The 22,779-nt window shown below is 44.3% G+C and carries 19 protein-coding genes; 8 read left to right on the top strand and 11 right to left on the bottom strand.

Annotated features, from left to right (window positions below; translation table 11 throughout):
* Positions 1-13 precede the first annotated feature (13 nt).
* Entirely contained in the window at positions 14-961 is a 948-nt protein-coding gene (locus tag ACS8FC_RS06075) for an AEC family transporter (protein ID WP_439296168.1), read from the top strand.
* Positions 962-1,280: 319 nt separating this feature from the next.
* Here ACS8FC_RS06075 and ACS8FC_RS06070 read toward each other — a convergent pair whose 3' ends face one another.
* Positions 1,281-2,099 carry a hypothetical protein gene (locus tag ACS8FC_RS06070; protein ID WP_439296167.1) on the bottom strand — a complete coding sequence of 273 codons (819 nt, stop codon included), beginning with the start codon at positions 2,097-2,099 and terminating at the stop codon, positions 1,281-1,283.
* 344 nt (positions 2,100-2,443) lie between these two features.
* Between ACS8FC_RS06070 and ACS8FC_RS06065 the strand changes: the two genes are divergently transcribed.
* On the top strand, positions 2,444-3,616 hold the full coding sequence (locus ACS8FC_RS06065; RefSeq protein WP_439296166.1) for a MalY/PatB family protein: 1,173 nt from the start codon (positions 2,444-2,446) through the stop codon (positions 3,614-3,616).
* Positions 3,617-3,821: 205 nt separating this feature from the next.
* Here ACS8FC_RS06065 and ACS8FC_RS06060 read toward each other — a convergent pair whose 3' ends face one another.
* Both ACS8FC_RS06060 and ACS8FC_RS06055 read right to left on the bottom strand, forming a co-directional pair.
* A complete protein-coding gene (locus ACS8FC_RS06060; RefSeq protein WP_439263349.1) occupies positions 3,822-5,705 on the bottom strand; it encodes a BCCT family transporter in 1,884 nt (627 codons plus the stop codon).
* A 31-nt stretch (positions 5,706-5,736) separates the two neighbouring features.
* Positions 5,737-6,255 (bottom strand): cupin domain-containing protein, encoded by a 519-nt coding sequence (locus ACS8FC_RS06055; protein ID WP_439263347.1) that lies wholly within the window; start codon positions 6,253-6,255, stop codon positions 5,737-5,739.
* A 294-nt stretch (positions 6,256-6,549) separates the two neighbouring features.
* Here ACS8FC_RS06055 and guaA point away from each other — a divergent pair, with 294 nt between their 5' ends.
* Positions 6,550-8,163 (top strand): glutamine-hydrolyzing GMP synthase, encoded by a 1,614-nt coding sequence (gene guaA, locus ACS8FC_RS06050; RefSeq protein ID WP_439296165.1) that lies wholly within the window; start codon positions 6,550-6,552, stop codon positions 8,161-8,163.
* Positions 8,164-8,223: 60 nt separating this feature from the next.
* Here the strand turns inward: guaA and ACS8FC_RS06045 are convergent, their stop codons facing one another.
* The 6 genes from ACS8FC_RS06045 to ACS8FC_RS06020 form a co-directional block, all read right to left on the bottom strand.
* The gene (locus ACS8FC_RS06045; RefSeq protein WP_439296164.1) at positions 8,224-9,030 is read right to left on the bottom strand and encodes a hypothetical protein; all 807 of its coding nucleotides are present in this window, start codon (positions 9,028-9,030) and stop codon (positions 8,224-8,226) included.
* Positions 9,031-9,038: 8 nt separating this feature from the next.
* Positions 9,039-9,569 carry a hypothetical protein gene (locus tag ACS8FC_RS06040; protein ID WP_439296163.1) on the bottom strand — a complete coding sequence of 177 codons (531 nt, stop codon included), beginning with the start codon at positions 9,567-9,569 and terminating at the stop codon, positions 9,039-9,041.
* Positions 9,566-10,357, bottom strand: a complete 792-nt coding sequence (locus ACS8FC_RS06035) for a TIGR04255 family protein (RefSeq protein WP_439296162.1) — start codon at positions 10,355-10,357, stop codon at positions 9,566-9,568. Before ACS8FC_RS06035 ends, ACS8FC_RS06040 begins: the two co-directional genes overlap by 4 nt.
* A 233-nt stretch (positions 10,358-10,590) precedes the next feature.
* Entirely contained in the window at positions 10,591-11,610 is a 1,020-nt protein-coding gene (locus ACS8FC_RS06030) for an oxidoreductase (RefSeq protein WP_439296161.1), read from the bottom strand.
* A gap of 53 nt (positions 11,611-11,663) precedes the next feature.
* Positions 11,664-12,644, bottom strand: coding sequence for a zinc-binding dehydrogenase (locus ACS8FC_RS06025; RefSeq protein WP_439296160.1), 981 nt, complete (start codon positions 12,642-12,644; stop codon positions 11,664-11,666).
* Between the two features lie 396 nt (positions 12,645-13,040).
* Positions 13,041-14,018: a zinc-binding dehydrogenase gene (locus ACS8FC_RS06020; protein ID WP_439296159.1), complete on the bottom strand. Its 978-nt coding sequence runs from the start codon at positions 14,016-14,018 to the stop codon at positions 13,041-13,043.
* 611 nt (positions 14,019-14,629) lie between these two features.
* Between ACS8FC_RS06020 and ACS8FC_RS06015 the strand changes: the two genes are divergently transcribed.
* The 5 genes from ACS8FC_RS06015 to oppF all read left to right on the top strand — a co-directional run bounded on the left by ACS8FC_RS06015 (position 14,630) and on the right by oppF (position 20,580).
* Positions 14,630-16,303, top strand: coding sequence for an ABC transporter substrate-binding protein (locus tag ACS8FC_RS06015; RefSeq protein WP_439296158.1), 1,674 nt, complete (start codon positions 14,630-14,632; stop codon positions 16,301-16,303).
* A gap of 153 nt (positions 16,304-16,456) precedes the next feature.
* Complete coding sequence (oppB, locus tag ACS8FC_RS06010; protein WP_299185808.1) at positions 16,457-17,377, top strand: oligopeptide ABC transporter permease OppB; 921 nt, start codon at positions 16,457-16,459, stop codon at positions 17,375-17,377.
* A 78-nt stretch (positions 17,378-17,455) separates the two neighbouring features.
* The gene (oppC, locus tag ACS8FC_RS06005; RefSeq protein WP_299185809.1) at positions 17,456-18,361 is read left to right on the top strand and encodes an oligopeptide ABC transporter permease OppC; all 906 of its coding nucleotides are present in this window, start codon (positions 17,456-17,458) and stop codon (positions 18,359-18,361) included.
* Positions 18,362-18,373: 12 nt separating this feature from the next.
* Positions 18,374-19,522 (top strand): oligopeptide ABC transporter ATP-binding protein OppD, encoded by a 1,149-nt coding sequence (oppD, locus tag ACS8FC_RS06000; RefSeq protein WP_439262588.1) that lies wholly within the window; start codon positions 18,374-18,376, stop codon positions 19,520-19,522.
* 2 nt (positions 19,523-19,524) lie between these two features.
* Positions 19,525-20,580, top strand: coding sequence for a murein tripeptide/oligopeptide ABC transporter ATP binding protein OppF (gene oppF, locus ACS8FC_RS05995; protein ID WP_439296157.1), 1,056 nt, complete (start codon positions 19,525-19,527; stop codon positions 20,578-20,580).
* On the opposite strand, the gene ACS8FC_RS05990 is transcribed toward oppF, so the two are convergent.
* Complete coding sequence (locus tag ACS8FC_RS05990; protein WP_439262586.1) at positions 20,574-20,825, bottom strand: DUF2798 domain-containing protein; 252 nt, start codon at positions 20,823-20,825, stop codon at positions 20,574-20,576. The two genes, oppF and ACS8FC_RS05990, sit on opposite strands and share 7 nt — an antisense overlap.
* Positions 20,826-20,944: 119 nt before the next feature.
* A complete protein-coding gene (locus ACS8FC_RS05985; protein WP_439262584.1) occupies positions 20,945-22,459 on the bottom strand; it encodes an MATE family efflux transporter in 1,515 nt (504 codons plus the stop codon).
* Between the last annotated feature and the right edge of the window lie 320 nt (positions 22,460-22,779).

Genomic DNA, 22,779 nt, shown 5'->3' with positions numbered 1-22,779 from the left:
GGCAATCACACCTATGTTAGACATTATTAACATCACCGCCCCTATCTTCATCATCATTGCGCTTGGCTATTTGTGCGTGCGCATTAAAGCCATCGCTCCTAAGCACGCTAAAGGTATGGGTAGTTTGGTGCTAAATATTGCACTGCCTGCACTCATGTTTAACGCTATTGCAGACATGCCTTTTCAACAAGTCATAATGCCGCACTATCTGTTTGCCTATGCTCTAGGCTCGGTCATGGCTTTTATAGTGGGTGTCGTGCTGACCAAAGTGATTTGGCGACAAGATAATGTCTCCGCCGCACTCAACTCTACGGCGCTTTCGTTCTCTAACAGCGCCTTTATTGGCTATGCGGTGGCCTCTATGGTCATCGGCACTGATAAGGCTGCCGCCTATTTATCCATGGGCGTCATCATCGAAAACCTTATCATCCTGCCGATGCTGTTTATCATGGCTGATATCAATCCCACTTCTAACAAGTCTTTAGCCAGTGTGCTGCTCGGTATTGGCAAAAACTTTACCCGTAATCCGCTGATCATTGCTTTGGTGGTCAGCGTGATCTTTTCTATCTTTAGTCTACCTATACCGCAAGTGGTTGCTCAAACTGCGCAAATACTTACTGGCGCGGCGGCTCCTGTTGCGCTGTTTGTGATCGGTATGAGCCTGTATGGACTGGAGCTTAAAGGCGATTTACCAAAAATCACTACGGTCGGCTTGGGTAAGCTGATACTACATCCGCTGATGATTCTGCTGGCTATTACCTTAATTCCGGGCGGTACGCTAGAAGGTAAATATGTGGCGATGCTGTTTGCTGCCGCGCCGACATTTTCGACCATCGCTATCATTGGTCAGTATTATGGCTTGGTCAATCGTATGTCGGCTATCGTCATCGTCTCTACCATCGGCTCGTTCTTTAGTATGAGTGCGGTGCTAATTTATTGGCAGATGACGGTGGGGTTTTAGGGGGTGTTTTGCATGAAGATAAAGGAAAGGTTTTAGAGGAAGGTAGAATCTAAAGTTTTCATTAACAAGAGTGACTTAATGTAATTCAAATATTTTGTACTGGTGTCAAATGCATATTTACAACCATAAAAGTAACAAGCTCCCTTTATAGTTAAAACTGTATTATTTGACAATCCGCAAATTTCGTACCGTCCAAACCAACCCTCTAAACAACTATCGCTAATATGCTCAATTTGAATAGCAAAAACCCCGCAATAGCGAGGTCTCATTATTTTGTCTAGGGCTAATATCTGTACCAGCATTTTTAACTTTACTATAGTTATTTAGCTGACTTGTAGTAGTCAACGAGCATCGTACCTAACGTACCATTGTCATCGATAGTGACTATTCTGACCGTACCTGACTGTGACTCGGTACTAGACTGCACTTGTCCGGCAGTACCTAAGACGACTTGGTTGTTGCCTGCCGCCATTGCTCCATTGCCGATAGCGATACTGTTCATACCGCCTGCCATAGATTTATTCCCTACGGCGACCGAGTTTTCCCCTTGTGCTGCTGCTGCCTCACCCACTGCGGTAGAGCGTACGCCGCTCGCATTGGCGATATGACCAAAGGCTTGAGCGCGTTCGGCAGTGGCTTTAGATTGCCAACCGATAGACGTTGAGCCGAGACCCGCAGCGTTGGCCTCACCACCAACAGCCGTGGCTGAGTTGAGTCCTGCATTAGCTTTATTACCGATGGCAACGGTATCATTGGTGCCGCCAGCGGTTGCCGCTTCACCCACCGCAGTAGAGCGTACACCGCTCGCACTGGCTAGATGACCGAAGGATTGCGCACGTTCGGCGGTGGCTTTAGATTGCCAACCAATCGACGTTGAGCCGAGACCTGCGGCATTGGCTTGACCGCCAACAGCGGTGGCTGAGTTGAGTCCTGCATTGGCTTGGCTACCGATAGCGACAGTATCGTTAGTGCCGCCAGCCATCGCGCTATTACCGAAAGCAAGGGCAGTACTGCTGCTTGCTTTCATTGGTTGAGAATCAGCGCCTGTTGCCATAGACGTACATGAAGCGACGCCTACAATTGCTAAAGTAAGTGCGCTTATTTTGAGTACTAAGTTTGGTGAAAAATCCATTTTCATTATAAGTTATCCTATGTTAAAAAAGCCAACTTGGCTCAGTAGTGATTTGGGTAAGTAGTAACAGGATTTATACTGCTCATAGTGTTGCATCCCTCCAATAATATAAATCCGAATGTACATTTATATTTATAAATACAAACGTACTATTAACTTATATTAATAACCCAAATAATACTAGTATTTTATTTTAAATATCAACTAAGTCGATAAACAGATAACCCGCGCTAAATAGTTTTAGTCTGTGTATTATCATCTCACTGTACATCTATATGATTTTTATAAAGCGATTGGCGACGCTGCCATTCCTGTTGTACTCTAAACGCCTACTTTACTAATGAAGGAGAATGCCTGTGCTACATAACTTTGACGAGATAATCGACAGACGCGGTACAGGGTCCCTTAAATGGCATTATAGCGACGATACCATTCCACTGTGGGTGGCGGATATGGATTTTAAAGCTGCCAAGCCTATCTTAAACACCATTGAGCGCGTGGTTCAGCACGGCGTATTAGGCTATACCAAACCCACTGAGGCACTATATCAAGCGATTGTTGACTGGCATAGTAGCCGTTATGGATTACTGTTAACCAAAAGCGATATCTTATTCTCCCCAGGCGTGGTGCCAAGTTTAGCGTTAATGATGAACGTCTTTACCGAGATAGGCGATGCGGTACTGATCAATGATCCTATCTATACGCCTTTTATGACCAAGGTTGAACAAAACGATCGCAAGCTAGTGACCTCTGCGTTAAAAGAAGTCGAGGGACAATATCATCTGGATTTGGACGACATCGAAGCCAAAATTATCCAGCATAAAGTAAAGCTTTATTTGTTATGCAATCCGCACAATCCTGGCGGGCGTGTTTGGACGAGGGATGAACTTGAGGCGTTGCTTTCGATTTGCAAAAAGCATGATGTAGCGATTGTCAGCGATGAGATTCATCAAGATTTAACTTTGAACGGTCACACGTTTATCCCTTTTTTAACGCTTGCAGAAGGCTATGAACACAAGGTGGTGAGCCTGACTTCGATGACTAAAACTTTTAACGTAGCGGGCATCAAAGGCTCAATGATTTTTGCTAAGGATGAGGCGTTACTCAAAAAAATCAGCCAGAAACAGAATTTAAATGATGAGTATGAGCTCAATTTATTTGCCTATACCGTGATGCAAAGCGCCTATGAAGAGGGCGAGGAGTGGCTTGAGCAGGCACTTGCTTATATTGAAAAAAACATTGAGTTAACACTAGACTTTTTAGCAGGTCATTTGCCTGACATTAAGGTCATGCGTCCAGAGGCGTCGTATTTAATCTGGCTTGATTGCTCGGCGTATGGGCAAGATGATCAAATGCTGTATGACAAGCTGCGCGATGCTAAAGTTGAGCTCAATGCGGGTATTAAATATGGCGATGAGGGGTATCTTAAAATGCGCCTTAATGTGGCGTGTCCTGAAGCGCTATTGCGAGAAGGGTTGAATCGTATTTATACGGCTTTTAGTGATGTCGTTAAGGACTCATAAAGCTGGCAAGAAATTCGTTTCATTAGCACTGTTTCTGTTTTTGCCTTTATATCTAGCTCTGTTGCTAGCCCATTTTTAAAGTAGATTAATTATCATAGATAAAAACAGCAAAAAGGCTGGGCTACCAACGTAGCCCAGCCTTTTAATTTGATACTTTTTAATTTGATAATTGAGAAAAAGCTTAAATACAGTCACTTTCGATTAGCTACTTCTCATTTCCGTTGTTTTTAGCGTTCACAGCGTTTTCAGTATCCTCGCGCATTTGCTCCCATTCTTCATGTTGATGCATGATTGAGCCTTCAAGTGATACTGAGGTTTCCCCTACTTCCCACGGCGCATTATCAGGCAGCTCTTCGATATGAATGGTTTTTATATTGTAATCAGGCTGATAAGCGAGATCATAACGCGCAGCTTTAATGACCGAGACCATCATCATCGAGAGAATGATAATGAGCGGCGCACCAGCGATAATAGAAGCAGTCTGCAAGGTTTGCAGGTCTCCTAAGAACATTAAAATTGCTGGTAATAAACACAATGTGAATGCCCAAAAGAGACGATTCCAACGGTGCGGTTCATCATCGACTTCTCGTTGTACCACGGACGCCAAGATATAAGAGATAGAGTCAAAGGTAGTAGCAGTAAAGATAGTAGCTAAAAAGGTAAAGATAGCGATGACTACATAAGACATCGGCAAGCTATTTAAGATAGCGAAGATGGCCGCAGTGGGCGACTCATTATTTAGGACAGCCACCACATCGACAACGCCTGTCAATTGTAGATATAGACCATAGTTACCCAAGATAATCATAAACATCGCACAGCCAAGCGAGCCATAGAACATCGACCCCAAGACCATATTACGTATCGTGCGCCCTCTCGAGATTTTGGCAATGAACAGCCCGATAGTCGGTGCAAATACCAACCACCATGCCCAATAAAAAACGGTCCAATCTTGCGGGAAGGTGGTGTGTTCAAAGCCGAACTGTTGGAAGTCTTTGAAGGGTTCTATATAAGTCATCATACGCGGCATTTCGGTGAGAGAACGCCCGATAGCTTCTAAGCCAGTATTCAAAATAAAGACGGTCGGCCCGACAATCAGAATGAATAATAAGAAAACGACGGCTAAATAAAAGTTGATATTGGAGAGTTTTTGAATCCCGCCTTTTAACCCCTGATACGCACTATAAGCAAAAATCATAGTGGTAATTAACAACACCACAATCTGCATAGTGATGTTACGTGGCAAGCCAAATAAATTGTAAAGGCCTTCGTTGATAAGCGGAGAGGCAAGACCTAGCGTCGTCGCACCGCCGCCAACCATACCAAAAACAAATAATACATCGAGCATTTTGGCCCAATTGCTGCCAGCTAGCTTTTCGCCTAATAATGGCATAAGCGTTTGGCTAACTTTAAGTACCGGCGTCTGGCGCACATAATAAAAGTAAGCGATAGGTATAGCAGGTACTAAATAGATAGCCCAAGCGACAGGCCCCCAATGAAAAATACCATAGGTGGTGGCCCAGCGAATGGCATCCGGCGTGCCGCCTGCTATGTTAAAAGGAGGGCTTTGATAATAATACGCCCACTCAATCAGACCCCAGTACAGAATACTGGCTCCAATACCACCGCAGAACAACATCGACGCCCAAGAGGCATCGGAGAACTCAGCGGTTTCTTCTGGACGGCCTAGTTTGATCTTGCCAATATCAGAAATCACGATGTAAATGACGAACAACATGGCAAGGACGCCAAAAGCTAAATAGGCAAAACCAAAGTTATCACTGACAAAGCTACGTGCTATCCCGACCCATATTTTTCCCTGCTCGGGGAAAAGTATCAAAGGCACAGCGATACTAAAAAGTATGACAAGCACCATAAAAAAAGTGAACTTGTCGATACGGGTATCTGGTACGTGATCAGGCCGCCACTGCGGAATGGACATACCTACATCAAAGGTACCTAGATGAGGAGGCTTATGATGCTTTGATCGTGCTCTTACATAGTCTGGAAGATATTCTTTTGATAGCCCGAGACCTGACTTAGATTTATCAGGTTTTTTATTGCCTTTACTGTTATCAGTGTTGCCCATGTTGTTTTCTCTTTGTATTGGTTGTTAAATTCTATACCTTGCCTAGATTCTCTAAGTCTACAAATTCCTTTTTTCCGTGGATAGTATACATTTTTCGATTGATGTCTGGGTAATTGCAAATATCAATCGGCGGTCTGCTTCCGCCCATCAGATAGACTGCGTCTGTATCGCTATCGTTGAGCATAGAATGGGCAGCTCCATGCGCGGGGAAACCTACGAAGTCGCCAGCAGTTAACGGATAATTGTTATCGCCATAACGCAATGAAAGCTGTCCTGATAATACATAGACAAATTCGTCTGACTCTTCATGATAATGATGCTGCGTGGTCTCATCTCCCGGCTCAACGCGCACAAGATGCAGACCGAATTTAGTCAGACCAGTGATGTCACTCAACGAAACCGTATGCCGAATAGCACACTCATTGAACTGGTGAACATGCTTGGTCTCAGGCGTATTTTCGATATCAGACTTGGTTAGGATGTAGTCTTGGGTGTTTTTGAGTGTCTCTTGAAGTAACTCTTGGGGTAACCCTTTCAATGGCTTAGTCATCGTTTATCTCCGTCACTTTTATTTTGCGCTTAACCTTATAGTAGCTATAAATGCATGGTTTTGTTTACTTAATTGCGTATAAAATGCGATTAGTAAGCGCAAAGCTTCCTTATTATCGATATTGCTGCCTTTTCTTTTCTCACATTTAATACCGTCAAATTCAAATAACTACGAATAAATGGCAAAACGGCTAATAATCGTCAATAACTGCGAATAATTCATCATCTAATAGCCATTAATGGGCGCAAACTTGTTAAAATAGGCCACTAATTTTTTCTTGATGGACATTGATTTATGACCACTGCCACTCCTGCATTACCTACTATCAAAGAAGACCGCATCCTCATTCTCGATTTTGGCTCACAGTACAGCCAGCTTATCGCTCGCCGTGTGCGCGACTCTGGGGTATTTTGTGAGATGTTCCCTTATGATATCGACGCTCAGCGTATCCATGACTTTGGTGCAAAAGGTGTCATCCTATCGGGCGGCCCTGAGAGCGTACATGCTGAGGACAGTCCGCGTATCAATGATGCGGTATTTGAGCTTGGTGTGCCAGTACTCGGCATTTGCTACGGTATGCAGGCGATGGCAGATCGTTTTGGCGGACAGGTTCACGCTAGTGATATCCATGAATTTGGCGCGGCGACGATTGACGTTAACGGACACTCGCAGCTAACTGAAGGCATCGAAGACAGCAGCACGGAAGGCAAGTCAGCCAAGCTGAATGTATGGATGAGTCATGGCGACAAGGTCATCGAAGCGCCACAAGGTTTTGATATCATTGCCAGCACACCAAGCTGTCCGATTGCGATTATGGCTGATGATGACAAGCAGTACTATGGTCTTCAGTTCCATCCTGAGGTGACGCACACCTTACAAGGTCAAGCGCTCCTCGGCCGATTTGTGCATCAGATTTGCGACTGTGCTGGTGAGTGGACGCCAGACAATATCGTCGATATGCGTGTGGCACAGCTCAAAGAGCAAATCGGTGATAAGCAAGTATTGCTTGGTTTATCAGGCGGCGTCGATAGCTCTGTGGTCGCTGCGCTATTGCATAAAGCCATTGGCGATCAGCTCACGTGTGTGTTTGTCGATAACGGTCTGCTTCGTCTACATGAAGGCGATCAGGTCATGCAAATCTTCGCGGAAAACATGGGCGTCAAAGTCATCCGTGTCGATGCCGAAGATTTATTCTTAGATGCATTAGCAGGCGAGTCTGATCCTGAAGCCAAGCGTAAAATCATCGGTAAAACTTTCATTGATGTATTCGCTAATAGCGCGCGTGAAGTGAGCGAGCAAAGCGATGGCAAAACCATTGAGTTCTTAGCACAGGGTACGATTTATCCTGACGTGATTGAATCAGCCAAATCGCATCAAGGCAAAGCGCACGTCATTAAGAGCCATCATAATGTGGGCGGTCTACCCGATGACTTGGCGTTTGAGTTGGTCGAGCCATTACGTGATCTATTTAAAGATGAAGTTCGTAAGCTTGGTATCACTCTTGGATTACCAGAGAAAATGATCTATCGTCATCCATTCCCAGGTCCAGGTCTTGGCGTGCGCATCTTGGGTGAGGTGAAAAAAGAATATGCTGATATCCTGCGTCTTGCCGATGCTATCTTTATGCAGGAGCTGGAGCGCTCAGGCTGGTATGACAAGACCGCACAAGCCTTTGCGGTATTCCAACCGATCAAGTCTGTTGGCGTGGTCGGTGATGGTCGCCGCTATGCGTGGGTGATTGCGCTACGTGCGGTTGAAACTGTCGACTTTATGACCGCGCGCTTTGCCCATCTGCCGTATGATTTGATTGAGACGGTAAGTAATCGCATCATGAATGAAATCGCTGACGTCTCACGCGTGACGTATGATGTGTCGAGCAAGCCACCGGCTACTATTGAGTGGGAATAATCTCTACTTAGTCTTTAGCTGACATAAAAAAACACTCAACTTGGTTGGGTGTTTTTTGTTTTAAATTTCTGTGTCAGGTGGTAAAGGGTTATTTTCTTCGTACGAAAGATAGTCAAAATTGATACGTTGATATTGACGTAGGGTTCCTACAGAAACTTGAAATTCAGTAACTACTTTAGGAACAGAAACGTCCATTCCAGCATCTTCCAATATATCAGCATAGTCATTAAGTGCATCAGTAGCAGAAGTAATAGACTGATCATTAGAAGCTATACCTAACAAATTCACTGAATAAGTTTCATCATCATTGATATCTCGATTTGGATAAATCTCAACATATATACCAGTTAGATAATCATTAGCTCGCTTAGCAATCTTTTTTCTCTTACCTTTCTTATCAGAAGACGCGATTAACTGATCAAATTTCGTAGGTAATGCAGGTCTCTTATAACGACCTGCTAACCAATCCACATACAGATTTAGATTATCTTCTAAAAAGTTAATTGAGTTATCAGGAGTGTGTTCTTCAAGAAGTTGTTTTTCTATTTGTATTTTTTCATGAGCTTTTAGCTCTAAAATAATCTTCTCATCAGAGCTGCTTGAGTTTGCTTCTATATGCAACATTCTAGGGTGGCGGTTGTGGCTATACTGTTTTTTAAACGCTTCAGCTGATAAAAGCCGGACAATAGAGAGCTCGATGTATTCTTCTTGCGAGGAGGCAACGTCGCATGATTGTGAGGCAACAACCAACAAGTTGTTAGCAGATATAGTGAACGTACTATCTATATCACCTATGAGCTTTGCAACTGATTCAGGTTTGACAAAGCTGCCTTGTCGCCATCCTAATGCTTCGAGTATACGCTGCATTTAAACCTCTAAATCAAACCTACTTCAGGCGCCAATGATTGATGAGCAAGACGTCGACCTGCAAAAATTATTTTTTCTCTATCAAGCTTTTTATCTGTCAACATTTGCATCACGCTAGTAGAACCTAGGATAGGGGTAAACAGCTTTTCTTTATCAGTAGGAAGCTTGTTATAACTCCAGTCTTCTGCGATAACGCTTAACTCAAACACTCTTTGTCTATCTTTTTCTTTACTAATCCCTTGCTTCTCCCAGTTGTACAGTGTTTTTCTTGAGACACCAACAAGGTTAGCAAGCTCTTCATCACTCAAATCAAAATACTCTTTTATTGTCGAAAGCTGAGACTGGCGAGTATTGTACTTAACATTAATACTTGATCCGCTTGCTTGGCTCATTTTGTCAATTATATAACGACTGTTATCGTAACTGGTTGATTTCTTAAAAGCATAGGCTGGAGTAGTGGCAAGAATAGAAGCGCCTATAAGAGCGGTAGTAATATTCTTATTTATCCAGCTATTTGCTCCATAACTATTTTGTCTCATTTCCATGCCTCCTTGGCTTGTTCTGTTGTTACATTCCAAAATGCTTTTCGACTGATCTTATGCATGTTTGATAGCTTATTAAGTATTAATCCTTTATCAAAATCTAGTGGACCATACTCTTCTTCCTGCGCATTCCATACATGATCAATATCCAATAGTAGTCTTTTAACAGGCTTATCAGAAGATTTTTGTATTGCAATAGGCAGGTTCTCTGCATCAGGCCAAACTAAAACTTTATCCTCACCATATATCGAACGGATAAAAATAGCCCCTTCTGTCGTTCTCCATAAGGTTTCATTAGTCTGTCTTAGTAAGCTCCCTGACAGTTTTAAATCATCGTTGTTGTATAGTCTAGACTGAACAAAGTCTTCTATTGAGCCTTTGCCTTCAATGTTAAAAATGGTATCGCTATAACGTAAACCAACACCTAAACAGAGGCTTGGGTTAATAATATCTATGATAGTTTGTAATAAGAAATCACAGTTTCCTTCAAATCCATTAAATCGTTCATATTCACTAGTCATAAACAACAGACGATTCTGGTTAATAGAAGCTGCGGTATGACTGTTTTTAGAGATAAACTCCCAGTTGGCTTGAGCCTCTAAGCTTATACCGTTAGGCGACACCGTAATTTCCTGGGTCTCAGTGTTTCTTAGAATTGGTAGCTTATTTCTCAAAGCGTCTTGAATCTTAGGTATATATTCCTTCATATCTAGTATAGGAGAAAATCTAAATTCTGCTAATACAAAGACTAAAGGCTGATTCGATAACTTTTTGTAGTCACACATAACGAACTCTCAGTAAGCTGATAAGTCTATTTAAATTTATTATATAATACACATTATGTGTAATTAGTTGTGTAATTTTTGGAAATTAATTAAGGAGTGAAAGAACTAATTACCAAGTAACATATTAGTATTACTTAGTTTGTATGATTTTAAGAGCTATTCAAGTCAAAAAAAAGACAGCACCTCAAAAGAGATGCTGCCATCATATAAAAACCTATTTTTTAAACCAAAACCTAACCCTGCACATTCACCACATAACGTCCTACCGTTTTACTCGCCATAAAGCGATCTAAGTACTCAGGCGTTTGCTCTAAGGTAATCTCTTCAGCATAACTCTCAAGATCAGGCAGTTTCATATCGGTTGAAACACGTTGCCAAATCGCTTTTTTATCAGCCAATGGAATATAGACCGAATCGATACCGAGTAGGGACACCGCACGAGTGATAAACGGTATGACCGTCATCGAAAATTCAGCACCGCCCGCTAGACCACAAGAAGTGACTGCGCCGCCCGCTTTGGTTTGCTTAAGTAAGTTGGCTAGGTAGTCGCCACCGATGGTATCAATAGCGTTGGCCCATAGCTCGCGCCCGACAGGTTTATTGCCGATCTCATTGATAGTATCGCGATGACGGACTTCGCTTGCGCCAAGATCTTTTAGATAATCGCTTTGTTCAGGCTTACCTGAGAAGGCGATAACCTCGTAGCCCAATTGACTCAAAATCGCGATACTGATACTACCGACACCGCCCGTTGCGCCCGTGACGGCGACTGGACCATCTTCAGGTTTTGCGCCCATTTTTTCCAGCTTTTGCACACTTAAGGCTGCGGTTAGACCGCCAGTACCATATATCATGGCTTCTTTTAGCGATAAAGATTCTGGACAGGCTACCGCCCAATCGGCAGGGATAGAAATCATTTGACTTAAGCCACCATCCGTATCCATGCCCAAATCATAGCCAAAGACTACGACTTCTTGACCCTCGGAAAACGTGCCAGACTTGTCACTGACTACGATACCAGCGGCATCGATACCAGGGGTATGCGGGTAGTTTCTAGTGATTCTCTTATTGCCCGATGCTGACATGGCATCTTTGAAATTTAATGATGAATAATGAACTTCGATCAATAAATCGTTCTCAGGCAAATCACTGACGTTGCGCTGCTCAATACTTTTTGTAAATTCACCGTCGTTCGTTTCTTCGACAACTAAGGCTTTAAAGGTTTTATTATCAGCGTTCGTTTGATTGGACATAATATTATTCCTTTTTTATTACTTTTGGATTAAATAGGTTTTAAACACATATATTAAGGCTTAATCAATATCTTACCTTTTTTGTCTGACTGTACTTTTTCAGAGACCGCTGTTTGAATATCATCTAAAGGATAAATGCCGCCAGTAGGGAGTTTTAATTGACCGCTTGCCGCGCGCTCAATCAGCTCACGGGTTAGGCGCTGCATATCATCGCTACTAATCTCTTGCATCATATCGCTCGCCCAAAAGCCTTTTACCTGCGCCAAATTAAAAATCAGGTCACTAGGGTTGAGTGTGAGCGGTTTGCCAGACATAGCACCTAAAGATGCTAGCACACCGTGTTTACCTAGTAGAGATACCAGCTCGCCACCAGACTTGCCGCCGACCGCATCGACAGCGCCACTAATTTTGTCGTCACCAACGATATTTTTGACTTGCTCTTTCCAGTCATCATTATCGGTGACAACGTTGTTTTCGGTAATACCTAAATCGATGAGTTCTTGCTCTGACTCTTTGCTGCGTACTAAATTAATGGTGTTGATATTACGCTCGGGAGCGAGCATTGCCATGGATTCACCGACCGCACCGTTAGCCGCGTTTTGGATGATCCACTGACCGGGTTCAATATTTAAGAATTCAATGAGTAGCAACGCGCTCATAGGCATAGCAATTAATTGAGATGCCATTTCATCGTCGATAGCATCTGGTATCGGGATTAAGCTTTGAGCAGGAGCGATAAAATACTCCGCCCACGTACCTTGTACGCCTGAGACTACCACGCGCTGACCTTTTTCAAAGCCTGTGACCGCGCTACCTAAAGCATCGATTTCTCCTACCGCCTCACTACCGCCCGTCGCAGGCAATTCAGGTTTATTACCGTACTCGCCTTTGATGGTAACCAAATCATGGTTATGGATAGAAGATAAGATGGTTTTGATACGGACTTGGTTATTATTAGGTTCTGGAGTAGGGCTTTCGGTTACACTAAGCACTTCTGAGGGTTTGCCAAATTCGTTGTAAGTTGCAGTGCGCATAGAAATATCCTTTTTATTATTTATAAGTTTGAGTACTTAAAGAGATATAAGCTTGATAACATAGTCAAATCACTTTAAAACCGATACAGTGCTGCTGGAATGGATTTTGCGAAGCCTCTGGAGTGCGAAGCACACAGCAAGCGAGGAAAATTTATACCAGTAGCACGTAGCTAATAATGTATTGATTTTATTTAGTACTGACTATAATTTGCTACTTATAGACGATAACAACTCAGACTAAGCGTTCTCAACTTGATTTTGGTTACCTAACGTTGTTACTTGCTTATCATTGTAAATTCGATGAATGGGTTACTATTGTTAAATAAAAACATAAAAAAATGGCAGCATTCTAAGAAGAACACTGCCATCACTGATAGTTTTAGTATTGACTAAAAACTAAGGCTTCAAAAGCACTTTGCCTGTTTTTTCAGACTGCAATTTACCATCGACTGCTTTGATGATATCCGCCAGATCAAAAGTTGCTTCAACGGGCAGCTTTAACTTGCCATCAACGGCGCGCTCGATCAGCTCATCAACCAAACGCTGCTTGTTTTCGACACTCATTTCTTGACTGATTTTGCTGCCCCAAAAGCCTTTTAACGTTGCTTGCTTAAATATCATATCAGTAGGATTGAGCGCCATTGGCTTGCCTGACATTGCGCCAAAGACAGCAAACGTACCATAGTGACCTAGCAATGACAGTAAATCACCACTGGCCTCACCGCCGACCGAGTCTACTGCGGCGCTGATGCTGTCATCGCTTATGATGTTACGGACTTGATCTTTCCAGTCGTCATCTGAGTTATTGATATTGTTTTTGATACCAAGCGCTTCTAACTCTTGTAATGCATCGCTACTGCGTACCACATTAATGGTATTCACCCCGCGCGCCGCAGCCAACATCGCAAGCGACTTACCGACTGCGCCATTGGCGGCATTATGAATAATCCATTGCCCACTCTCTACTTCTAAGAACTCAAGTAGCATAAGAGCGCTGAGCGGCATAGCGATCAATTGTGCCGCCATCTCGTCTTCTAAGCTGTCCGGTATAGGGAATATCATACTGGCAGGTGCGGTAAAGTATTCAGCCCACGTTGCTTGGACGCTTGCTGCCGCAATACGCTGACCGACTTTTAGGTCTTTGACGTCACTACCGACAGCATCGATGATCCCCAAGGCTTCAGAACCACCGATCGCTGGCAGTTCAGGTTTAAAGCCGTATTTGCCACGAATGGTAAGCAGATCATGGTTGTGAATCGAGGCGAGTACGGTTTTGACTCGCACCTCGGTAGCCTTTGGCTCTGGAATAGGGCTGTCACCAAGGCTCAATACCTCAGTCGGTTTGCCAAAAGTCTCATAAGTTGCGCTACGCATAATAAATCCTTTTTTGTTTTTGATTGGTGAAAAACTACCAGCCACAGTAGCAAGTCGCGCGTGTCTATCGCAACATCAGTTTGGTTAATGAACGTTGTCATCGACTTACAATCACAAGGTAACATCACTTCTATTAAGATTCAGACCAAACAGTCAAATAAACCCCTACTGAGCATTGTAGGCTATTGAAAAATTTTGACTACAATTCATAACAGAAGAGCAGTCTTTTGATGAAAGGTCGGTTTTAAGCGATAAAAGCGATAAATCTTGTGCAAAAATTCATAAACTGACAGGGTTTTTCATCATTTTGACCCAATAGCATCATCGTCTTAAGAGACTCTTTCTACCTCATATCCTCTCCAAATTCTTAAAAGCTGTTGACATTCATAACTTTTTTTATTATTAATGTTACCAATAGTTTTCTAATTTGTGTTATCAATAGGTAATAGTAACTGCTCATTTAGACCTAAAAGGGTTTGGTTGAAGCGTTGTAATTACAAGGTGAAAGGTCTAAATATGACCTTTAATGACATAAGTAAGAGATACTAAACTTAAATGGATTTACTAAAAGATTGGGCAAGCTGCTTGCCATCTGCCCGATAGGATATCATATGACTTTCAACCCTACCTCCCTGCGTACTACCGTCTTTTTACCCACTTCTCTTGTACTTGCTATGTTTATGACGGGCTGTAGCGACAATACTGCCAACACCAGCAATGCCGATGCTGCAGCTGACATTGACCCTAATGTCTTGGCTGAAACGCAAGAGCTGACCATCAACAACGGCACCGAGCCTGAGTCGCTAGATCCGCATAAAGTATCGGGCGTACCCGAATCTAATATTGGTCGTCAAATACTTGAGGGCCTGACCAATACCGATGCTGATGGCAAAACTATCCCAGCAATGGCAACCAGCTGGGAGAGCGACGATAACAAGGTATGGACGTTTAAACTGCGTGATGCCAACTGGTCAAATGGTGATCCGGTTACCGCAGAGGATTTCGCTTATAGTATGCGTCGTTTGGTCGATCCAAATACAGCGTCCCCTTATTCAAGCTATTTGGTCGATGCCAAAGTGAAAGGCGCCGATCAAATCGTTGAGGGCGCCGCCGGTACTGAGACGCTAGGCGTAGAAGCCATCGACGATAAGACGCTGCAGGTGACACTAACAGAACCAGTACCGTACTTCCCCGATATGCTGATTCATAATTCAGTTAAACCAGTACATCAAAAGACTGTCGAAGAATTTGGCGATAAGTGGACAGACCCTGCTAATATCGTAGTCAATGGCCCCTATACCGTCAGTAAATGGCAGATCAACGACGAGCTGGTGCTATCGCGCAACTCTGAGTATTACGATGACGCCAATACTACGCTTGATACGATTACCATGTTACCGATTCCTTCTAGCGTGACTGATGTATCGCGCTATCAGGCAGGTGAGGTTGATGTAACCTATAATGAGATTCCAACCGAGCAATTTAACTCTTTGCAAACAGATTATGGAAAAGAGCTGAGAGTATCGCCTTACCTTTGTACTTACTATTATGAATTTAATACCGTAAAACCGCCTTTTGATGATCCTAAAGTACGCCGCGCTTTGGCGCTAGCCTTAGATCGTGACACTATCGTTGATAAGGTAATCGGTCAAGGCCAAACGGCCGCTTATCAGCTGACGCCTACTGTGACCAATGGTGATGTGGCAAACACACCAGAGTGGTCCAGTTGGGATCAAGACAAGCGTATCGCTGAGGCCAAAAAACTACTCAATGAAGCAGGGTATGATGAGAATAACCCGCTTAGCTTTGAGCTACTCTACAATACCAATGACAATCATAAAAAGGTCGCGGTTGCTGCCACTTCATTATGGAAGCAAGCACTTGGGTTTGTCGATGTTAATTTAGTCAATAAAGAATGGAAAACCTACCTTGATACGCGCCGTAACGGTAATTATGAAATTGCGCGTGCTGGCTGGTGTGCGGATTACAATGAGCCTTCAGCCTTTTTAAATATCACAAAATCCGACAATAGCGGCAACTACGGTAAATACAATAGCCCCAAATTTGACAGTCTGATGGCGCAAACCCTAAAACCTGGGGTCACCGATGCGCAACGTGCAGATTTGTATCAGCAAGCAGAGGCTCAGTTGGATGACGATATGGGGCTGTTAAACATCTATCACTACGTCAGTCCGCGAATGGTTAAGCCTTATGTTATCGGATTTTCGGAGAATGATCCTTTGGGCAATTGGCAGGGCAAAAATATCTCTATTGCCAAACACTAGTCATTAAATCACATTTATGAGTGAGCGCTATAAAAAATATTTGTTCTGATTTATAGCGCTTGTCTGTTTGGACTTATAAATCTTGAAGGTCATTGTTTCAAGAAAAATTTTAGAGATAGGAACCTTTATACAAGGGTTCTATAAAGAGGTTCTATGCTAAAGCTCATCTTTCGGCGTATCTTAGAAGCCATTCCGACCATGTTCGTTTTGATTACCGTGTCCTTTTTTATGATGCGCCTAGCGCCTGGTAGTCCTTTTACAACAGAGCGCAACTTATCACCTGCGGTATTGGCAAATATTGAAGCCAAATATAATCTTAACGACCCAATGTGGCTACAATATGTCAACTACTTAAAGCAGTTGGCAGTAGGCGACTTTGGGCCGTCTTTTAAGTACAAAGACTATACGGTCAATGAGCTGTTGTCCCAGTCTCTACCCGTCTCGTTAGAGCTTGGATTTTATGCCTTTGTAGTAGCAGTGGTACTGGGTTTGGCACTTGGTATTATCGCTGCACTCAAGCAAAACTCATGGCTTGATTACGTGCTCATGGCTTTTGCGATGACCGGCGTTGTGATTCCAAGCTTTGTCAAAGCGCCGTTACTCGTGCTTATTTTTGCCATCATTTTGCAGTGGTTACCGGCAGGCGGCTGGAACGATGGCGCAGTGCAAAACCTTATCCTGCCCGTGACTGCGTTAGCGCTGGCTTATGTGGCAAGTATCGCGCGGATCATGCGTGGCTCGATGATCGAGGTGATGAACAGCCAATATATACGCACCGCCAAATCTAAAGGGTTACCGATGCGTCAGATTGTGTTAAAGCATGCTTTGCGTCCAGCGTCGCTACCTGTTATTTCTTATCTAGGCCCTGCTTTTGTGGGTATTATCACAGGCTCTATTGTTATTGAAACCATCTTTGGTCTACCGGGTATCGGTCAGTTATTTGTCAATGGAGCGCTTAATCGCGATTATGGTGTGGTGCTGAGTCTGACCATTTTGGTTGGCGTATTGACCATTGCTTTTAACGCTATTGTCGATATTTTATACGCCGTTATTGATCCCAAAGTTCAGTATTGATTGTGATCAAAAACGAGCCGTTATCTAGAGCGCACTGCCGCTTAACACTTTAAATGACAGATTATTAAAAGGACGACTATGAGCCTTATCGCAGACCAACCTACTGGCATGGCTGATTTGCCTACCAAAGAGATTAAAGGCCGTAGCCTTTGGCAAGATGCGTGGCGACGCTTTTATCAAAACAAAGCCGCAGTGGCCAGCTTTTTTATTTTATTGCTGGTCGGTGCTTTTGTGATATTTGTACCGATGCTAGCGCCTTATGGGTATGCTGAGACCGATTGGAGCTTTATGCAAGCGGCGCCATCGATTGAAAACCAGCATTATTTTGGTACCGACTCGCTCGGTCGCGACTTGCTCGTACGTACTGCAATGGGCGGACGGATATCTTTATTAGTCGGTATCGCAGGCGCAACGGTGGCGGTATTGGTTGGTACCGTGTATGGCGCAACGTCAGGCTATCTTGGTGGTAAAGTCGATATGATCATGATGCGCTTCTTGGAGATTTTAAGCGCCTTTCCATTTATGTTCTTTGTGATTTTGCTAGTGACTATATTTGGTCGTAATCTTATTTTAATTTTCGTCGCTATAGGCTTGGTTTCTTGGCTTGATGTGGCGCGTATTGTGCGTGGTCAGACGCTGAGTCTTAAAAGTAAAGAGTTTATCGAAGCGGCGCACGTCGGTGGGGTGTCAGGGTTTAATATTATCCTGCGTCATATCGTGCCAAACGTGCTCGGCGTGGTGGTGGTTTATGCTTCCTTACTGGTACCGACGATGATTTTATTTGAGTCGTTCTTAAGTTTCTTAGGACTGGGTGTACAAGAGCCGATGACCAGTTGGGGCGCGCTGCTACAAGAAGGCTCGCAGACTATGCAAGTAGCACCATGGCAGATTTTGATTCCGTCTGCATTTTTGGTCATTACTCTATTTTGCTTTAACTTTATCGGCGATGGTCTGCGTGATGCGTTTGATCCCAAAGATCGCTAGGAGGTCGACACTATGACAACTCAAAATATCAATACCGCCGCTCAAAACCATGCTAAAAATGATACTAAAAACAGTCCTCCTAAAAAAATAGTTTCGACCATTCGTGATGACAGTAGGGACGCGCCTGTAGATAGCCGCTCTGAGAAAAACAGCTTACTGACCGTCAAAGATTTATCTGTACAGTTTACGACAGAAGACGGTCTGGTGACCGCGGTAAATGGTCTAAATTTTAACCTCAATGAAGGGGAGACTTTAGGCATCGTTGGTGAATCCGGCTCTGGTAAATCGCAAACCGCCTTTGCCATTATGGGGCTGTTGGCTAAAAATGGCCGCACTCAAGGTTCGGTACGTTTTGAAGGTCAGGAGCTGCTAGGACTACCGCAAAAGGCATTGAATAAAATCCGCGCTGAGCAAGTCGCGATGATCTTTCAAGATCCGATGACCTCCCTGAACCCTTATATGAAAATAGGCGATCAGCTTGCCGAGGTTTTGATTTTACATAAAGGCATGAGTAAAAAGGCGGCTTGGGCTGAATCGATAAAAATGCTCGACGCAGTTAAGATTCCAGAAGCCAAAAAACGTATCGGTATGTATCCACATGAGTTCTCAGGTGGTATGCGTCAGCGCGTGATGATCGCTATGGCGCTCTTATGTCGCCCTAAACTCTTGATTGCTGATGAGCCAACGACAGCGCTTGATGTCACTGTACAAGCGCAGATTATGGTGCTACTCAACGAGCTTAAGCGCGACTTTGGTACGACCATTGTGATGATTACTCATGATTTGGGCGTGGTCGCGGGTATCTGCGATCGGGTATTGGTCATGTATGCAGGGCGAACCATGGCGTATGGCGAGACCGAGGAGATATTTTATACGCCGACGCATCCGTATACGATTGGCCTGCTCAAAGCCATTCCGCGTCTTGACGATAAAGGTGGTAAGCTTGCGACCATTCCAGGCAGTCCGCCGAACTTGCTAAACTTGCCGACTGGCTGTCCGTTTCATGAGCGTTGTCCGCACGCGATGGATATCTGTCGCGATGTGCCACCGCCGCTTGAGTTCTTACCGCATGAGCGTCAGCGCGCCTGTTATTGGCAGCCTGAGATGCAAGTGGATACGTCAGCAAAGAGCAATACCAATCTATTGAATTTGGAGGGTTAGGCATGACCACAGCGAATGTAGAGACCATTAACACGACCAGTCAAGCGCCTGATCTAACGCTGAACCAAACCCCACTATTACAAGTGCAAGATGTGCGCACAAGCTTCGCTATCAAGCGCAAAGGCTCGTACTTTTGGCAAAAGCCCGATACCTTAAAAGCAGTTGATGGCGTATCTTTTGAGTTGTTTGCCGGCGAGACCTTAGGCGTGGTTGGGGAGTCAGGCTGCGGTAAATCCACACTTGCTCGAACGATCATCGGACTGGTACGTGCCAATTCGGGTAGCATTAAGTTCAATGATGCTGAGATCGTGGGCGCCTCCAAAAAGACTATGAGAATAAAGCGCAAAGACATTCAGATGATCTTCCAAGACCCGCTGGCTTCCTTGAATCCGCGCATGACCGTCGGCGATATCATCGCTGAGCCATTGCGTACTTATTATCCAAAGATGAAAAAGGCGGAAGTGCAAGACGAAGTACGCGCCATTATGAAAAAGGTGGGCCTACTCTCCAATCAAATCAACCGCTATCCGCACGAGTTCTCAGGCGGTCAGTGTCAGCGTATTGGTATCGCGCGTGCACTGATATTGAAGCCCAAAATCATTATCTGCGATGAACCTGTCTCCGCCCTTGATGTCTCTATTCAAGCGCAGGTTATTAACTTATTGCAAGATATTCAAGAAGAGATGGGGCTGGCGCTCATTTTTATTGCTCATGATCTATCGGTGGTCAAACATATTGCCGATCGAGTGCTGGTGATGTATTTGGGTCACGCGGTTGAGCTTGGGGTGGACAAAGCAGTCTACGGCAATCCAACCCATCCTTATACTCAAGCGCTGATGTCAGCGGTGCCATTACCTGACCCTATCGCTGAGCGTAACAAAACCATTCAGCTGTTAGAAGGTGACTTGCCCAGTCCTATTCATCCGCCATCTGGCTGTGTGTTTCGCACCCGTTGTCCGCTCGCTGACGCAGAGTGCGCGCAGATCGAGCCAGTACTGGAGGGAACGATCAATCATAGGGTAGCTTGTTTAAAAAACAAGGTTGAGACTACTCAATAAAATTCAATCCGACTAAGTATATGCTCCTGCACCAGATACGCGCAAACATAAGCACTTGGCCAAGCGAATATAAATGCCAGCCCCCATGACCCCAGTAGATCAGCGAAGAAATGATCACTATAGCCTGTTTTGACCAGTATCAACGCAGTCGAGATAATAAGCGACATCATCAGTGCCATGAGTCCTGTAAAGACTAGGCGGTAGTACTTGCGACGCATGCGTATTCTAAGGGTGGGAAGAGCCATGATAATTTTAGTCCTTAATTTTTCATCATTTAATGAAAATTTTTGATGATACACTAGCGCAATTTTGGCTTAGTAAATACGTTACACCGGTAATCACAATTACCTGATTAACCTTGTAATCATGAACGCTGAGCAACCGCTCTTTTATCTTCAGATTGCTCCCATGACGTCGTCGGTGTCACATCACGGCACGCCGAACAAGTGCCTGCATGGGCGCGATAACCCTCGGTTGTTTGTGCCGCTTCCTCTTCAGGTAACAGCTTACCTTTACGCCAGCCGCCATACAGATACAATCCTGCTCCCATAAGCGCGGTCGCTACCATTCCCGCTGGAAACGATAGCCAAAGCGCGTCACTACCAAGGGTTGAATAAAATCCAAACGCGAAGCCAAGCCGCACAGGATACATTGAAATTACCATCACAATCAGTGGCCAGATTACATAGCCATTGGCACGCATGGTACCAAAAAATACCTGCGCTATGCCAAAAAACACAAAGCCCCATGTTGCCATCAGTTGAATATGACGCCCAATCGGTACCGCTGGACTATCACTACCGAGGAAAAGGCTTAAGACAGCTTCATCAAATATTGTCAGCGCTACGATGACAGCGCCTGTCAACACCACATTAAAGACAAGCCCCCAGTGAGTTATTTTTGCCACCCTATTCCATTGTCCTGCCCCGATGTTTTGCGCCACCATGGCGCTTGCTGCTGCACTGAGCGCCATTGCAGGCATCTGTACATAGGTCCAAAGCTGCTGCGTGGCACTATAAGCGGCTGTCGTCTGCACTCCCTCGCGGTTGATCAAAGAAAGCATCGTCAGTGCCGCTGACGAGATGACGATCATCTGAAGACCCATCGGCAGCCCTTTTGAAAACATTGATTTTAGAATTTCTCTATCTGCACGCAAAAACCGCAGCTCAGGCTTACTAAGCGCCAGCACAGAACCACGAAAATACATAGTGGTAAGAATGCCAATCAGCGCCAATGTATTGGCAACGGCAGTAGCAAATGCTGAACCAAAGATACCCCATTCAGGGAAGGGTCCGAGGCCCAAAATAAGCGTAGGGGTCAACACCAAATCAATAGCGACCGACATCGATATGAACCAAAGCGGCGTCGTAGAATCACCCGTACCACGTAACGCCATCATGATCAGCGTAAAGGTTAGGGTAACCGGCATAGCAACGAATATCATGCGCAGATAACTCAGAGCCAGATCCACAGCACTTGGCGGCGTCCCTAATAAATCAAGCAGCAGTGGCGCAAATATCCATCCTACAGCCGCGACCAACACACTTATTGGAATAATACTACCAAGCGCTGTACCCATGGTGCGTTTGACCACATCCTCATTGCGCTGACCCATGGCTTGACCGATTAAGATCGTTGACGCCATACCAAAGCCAAACACAAAGGATATCAGGATAAACATCAAGATATTGCCGTTTGCCGTCGCCGCCAGCGCTTCTTCACCCAAAAACCGTCCTACCCAAATAGCATTGATTGAGCCATTTAAGGATTGCAGCGCCGATGAGCCAAGCGTTGGCAAGGCAAACAGGAGCATCGTTTTGGCAATCGACCCTTGGGTAAGGTCACGTTGTTTACTGGAAGATATGTCTGTATTACTCAATGTTTATCCTTTGGCGCTATCTGGGGCTGACTAAACGAAACGCTTATCATAGACGAGAAAGCTTATGCCGTCTTTATTAGAGCTGTAAACCCGCGGCATGCTTTATGATCATTTGACTGTCATTTTTTATGAGATGGTCATACAGTTTACAGAGGAAGGTAAAAGTCAGTTATATGCCGATGAGCGAAGCGGTAAAAGAAACGCTGAAGAATTATAATTCGTTTCGGGAGGGGCCAAAGAGGTAGTTAAATAGTTATTTAAGTATAGATGGTAGGCTGGGTTTTTAACCCAGCATTTTCCTTGCAAAGCTAAAATTACAG

The organism is Psychrobacter sp. 1Y4, assembly GCF_051847555.1.
Note: the sequence above shows the minus strand (reverse complement) of the source record. Positions and strands in the feature narration are given on the sequence as shown.

Excerpts from the sequence above, each read along its gene's own strand:
- ACS8FC_RS06075 (WP_439296168.1), top strand. The coding sequence starts at position 14 with ATGTTAGACATTATTAACATCACCGCCCCTATCTTCATCATCATTGCG.
- ACS8FC_RS06070 (WP_439296167.1), bottom strand. The coding sequence starts at position 2,099 with ATGAAAATGGATTTTTCACCAAACTTAGTACTCAAAATAAGCGCACTT.
- ACS8FC_RS06065 (WP_439296166.1), top strand. The coding sequence starts at position 2,444 with ATGCCTGTGCTACATAACTTTGACGAGATAATCGACAGACGCGGTACA.
- ACS8FC_RS06060 (WP_439263349.1), bottom strand. The coding sequence starts at position 5,705 with ATGGGCAACACTGATAACAGTAAAGGCAATAAAAAACCTGATAAATCT.
- ACS8FC_RS06055 (WP_439263347.1), bottom strand. The coding sequence starts at position 6,255 with ATGACTAAGCCATTGAAAGGGTTACCCCAAGAGTTACTTCAAGAGACA.
- guaA (WP_439296165.1), top strand. The coding sequence starts at position 6,550 with ATGACCACTGCCACTCCTGCATTACCTACTATCAAAGAAGACCGCATC.
- ACS8FC_RS06045 (WP_439296164.1), bottom strand. The coding sequence starts at position 9,030 with ATGCAGCGTATACTCGAAGCATTAGGATGGCGACAAGGCAGCTTTGTC.
- ACS8FC_RS06040 (WP_439296163.1), bottom strand. The coding sequence starts at position 9,569 with ATGAGACAAAATAGTTATGGAGCAAATAGCTGGATAAATAAGAATATT.
- ACS8FC_RS06035 (WP_439296162.1), bottom strand. The coding sequence starts at position 10,357 with ATGTGTGACTACAAAAAGTTATCGAATCAGCCTTTAGTCTTTGTATTA.
- ACS8FC_RS06030 (WP_439296161.1), bottom strand. The coding sequence starts at position 11,610 with ATGTCCAATCAAACGAACGCTGATAATAAAACCTTTAAAGCCTTAGTT.
- ACS8FC_RS06025 (WP_439296160.1), bottom strand. The coding sequence starts at position 12,644 with ATGCGCACTGCAACTTACAACGAATTTGGCAAACCCTCAGAAGTGCTT.
- ACS8FC_RS06020 (WP_439296159.1), bottom strand. The coding sequence starts at position 14,018 with ATGCGTAGCGCAACTTATGAGACTTTTGGCAAACCGACTGAGGTATTG.
- ACS8FC_RS06015 (WP_439296158.1), top strand. The coding sequence starts at position 14,630 with ATGACTTTCAACCCTACCTCCCTGCGTACTACCGTCTTTTTACCCACT.
- oppB (WP_299185808.1), top strand. The coding sequence starts at position 16,457 with ATGCTAAAGCTCATCTTTCGGCGTATCTTAGAAGCCATTCCGACCATG.
- oppC (WP_299185809.1), top strand. The coding sequence starts at position 17,456 with ATGAGCCTTATCGCAGACCAACCTACTGGCATGGCTGATTTGCCTACC.
- oppD (WP_439262588.1), top strand. The coding sequence starts at position 18,374 with ATGACAACTCAAAATATCAATACCGCCGCTCAAAACCATGCTAAAAAT.
- oppF (WP_439296157.1), top strand. The coding sequence starts at position 19,525 with ATGACCACAGCGAATGTAGAGACCATTAACACGACCAGTCAAGCGCCT.
- ACS8FC_RS05990 (WP_439262586.1), bottom strand. The coding sequence starts at position 20,825 with ATGGCTCTTCCCACCCTTAGAATACGCATGCGTCGCAAGTACTACCGC.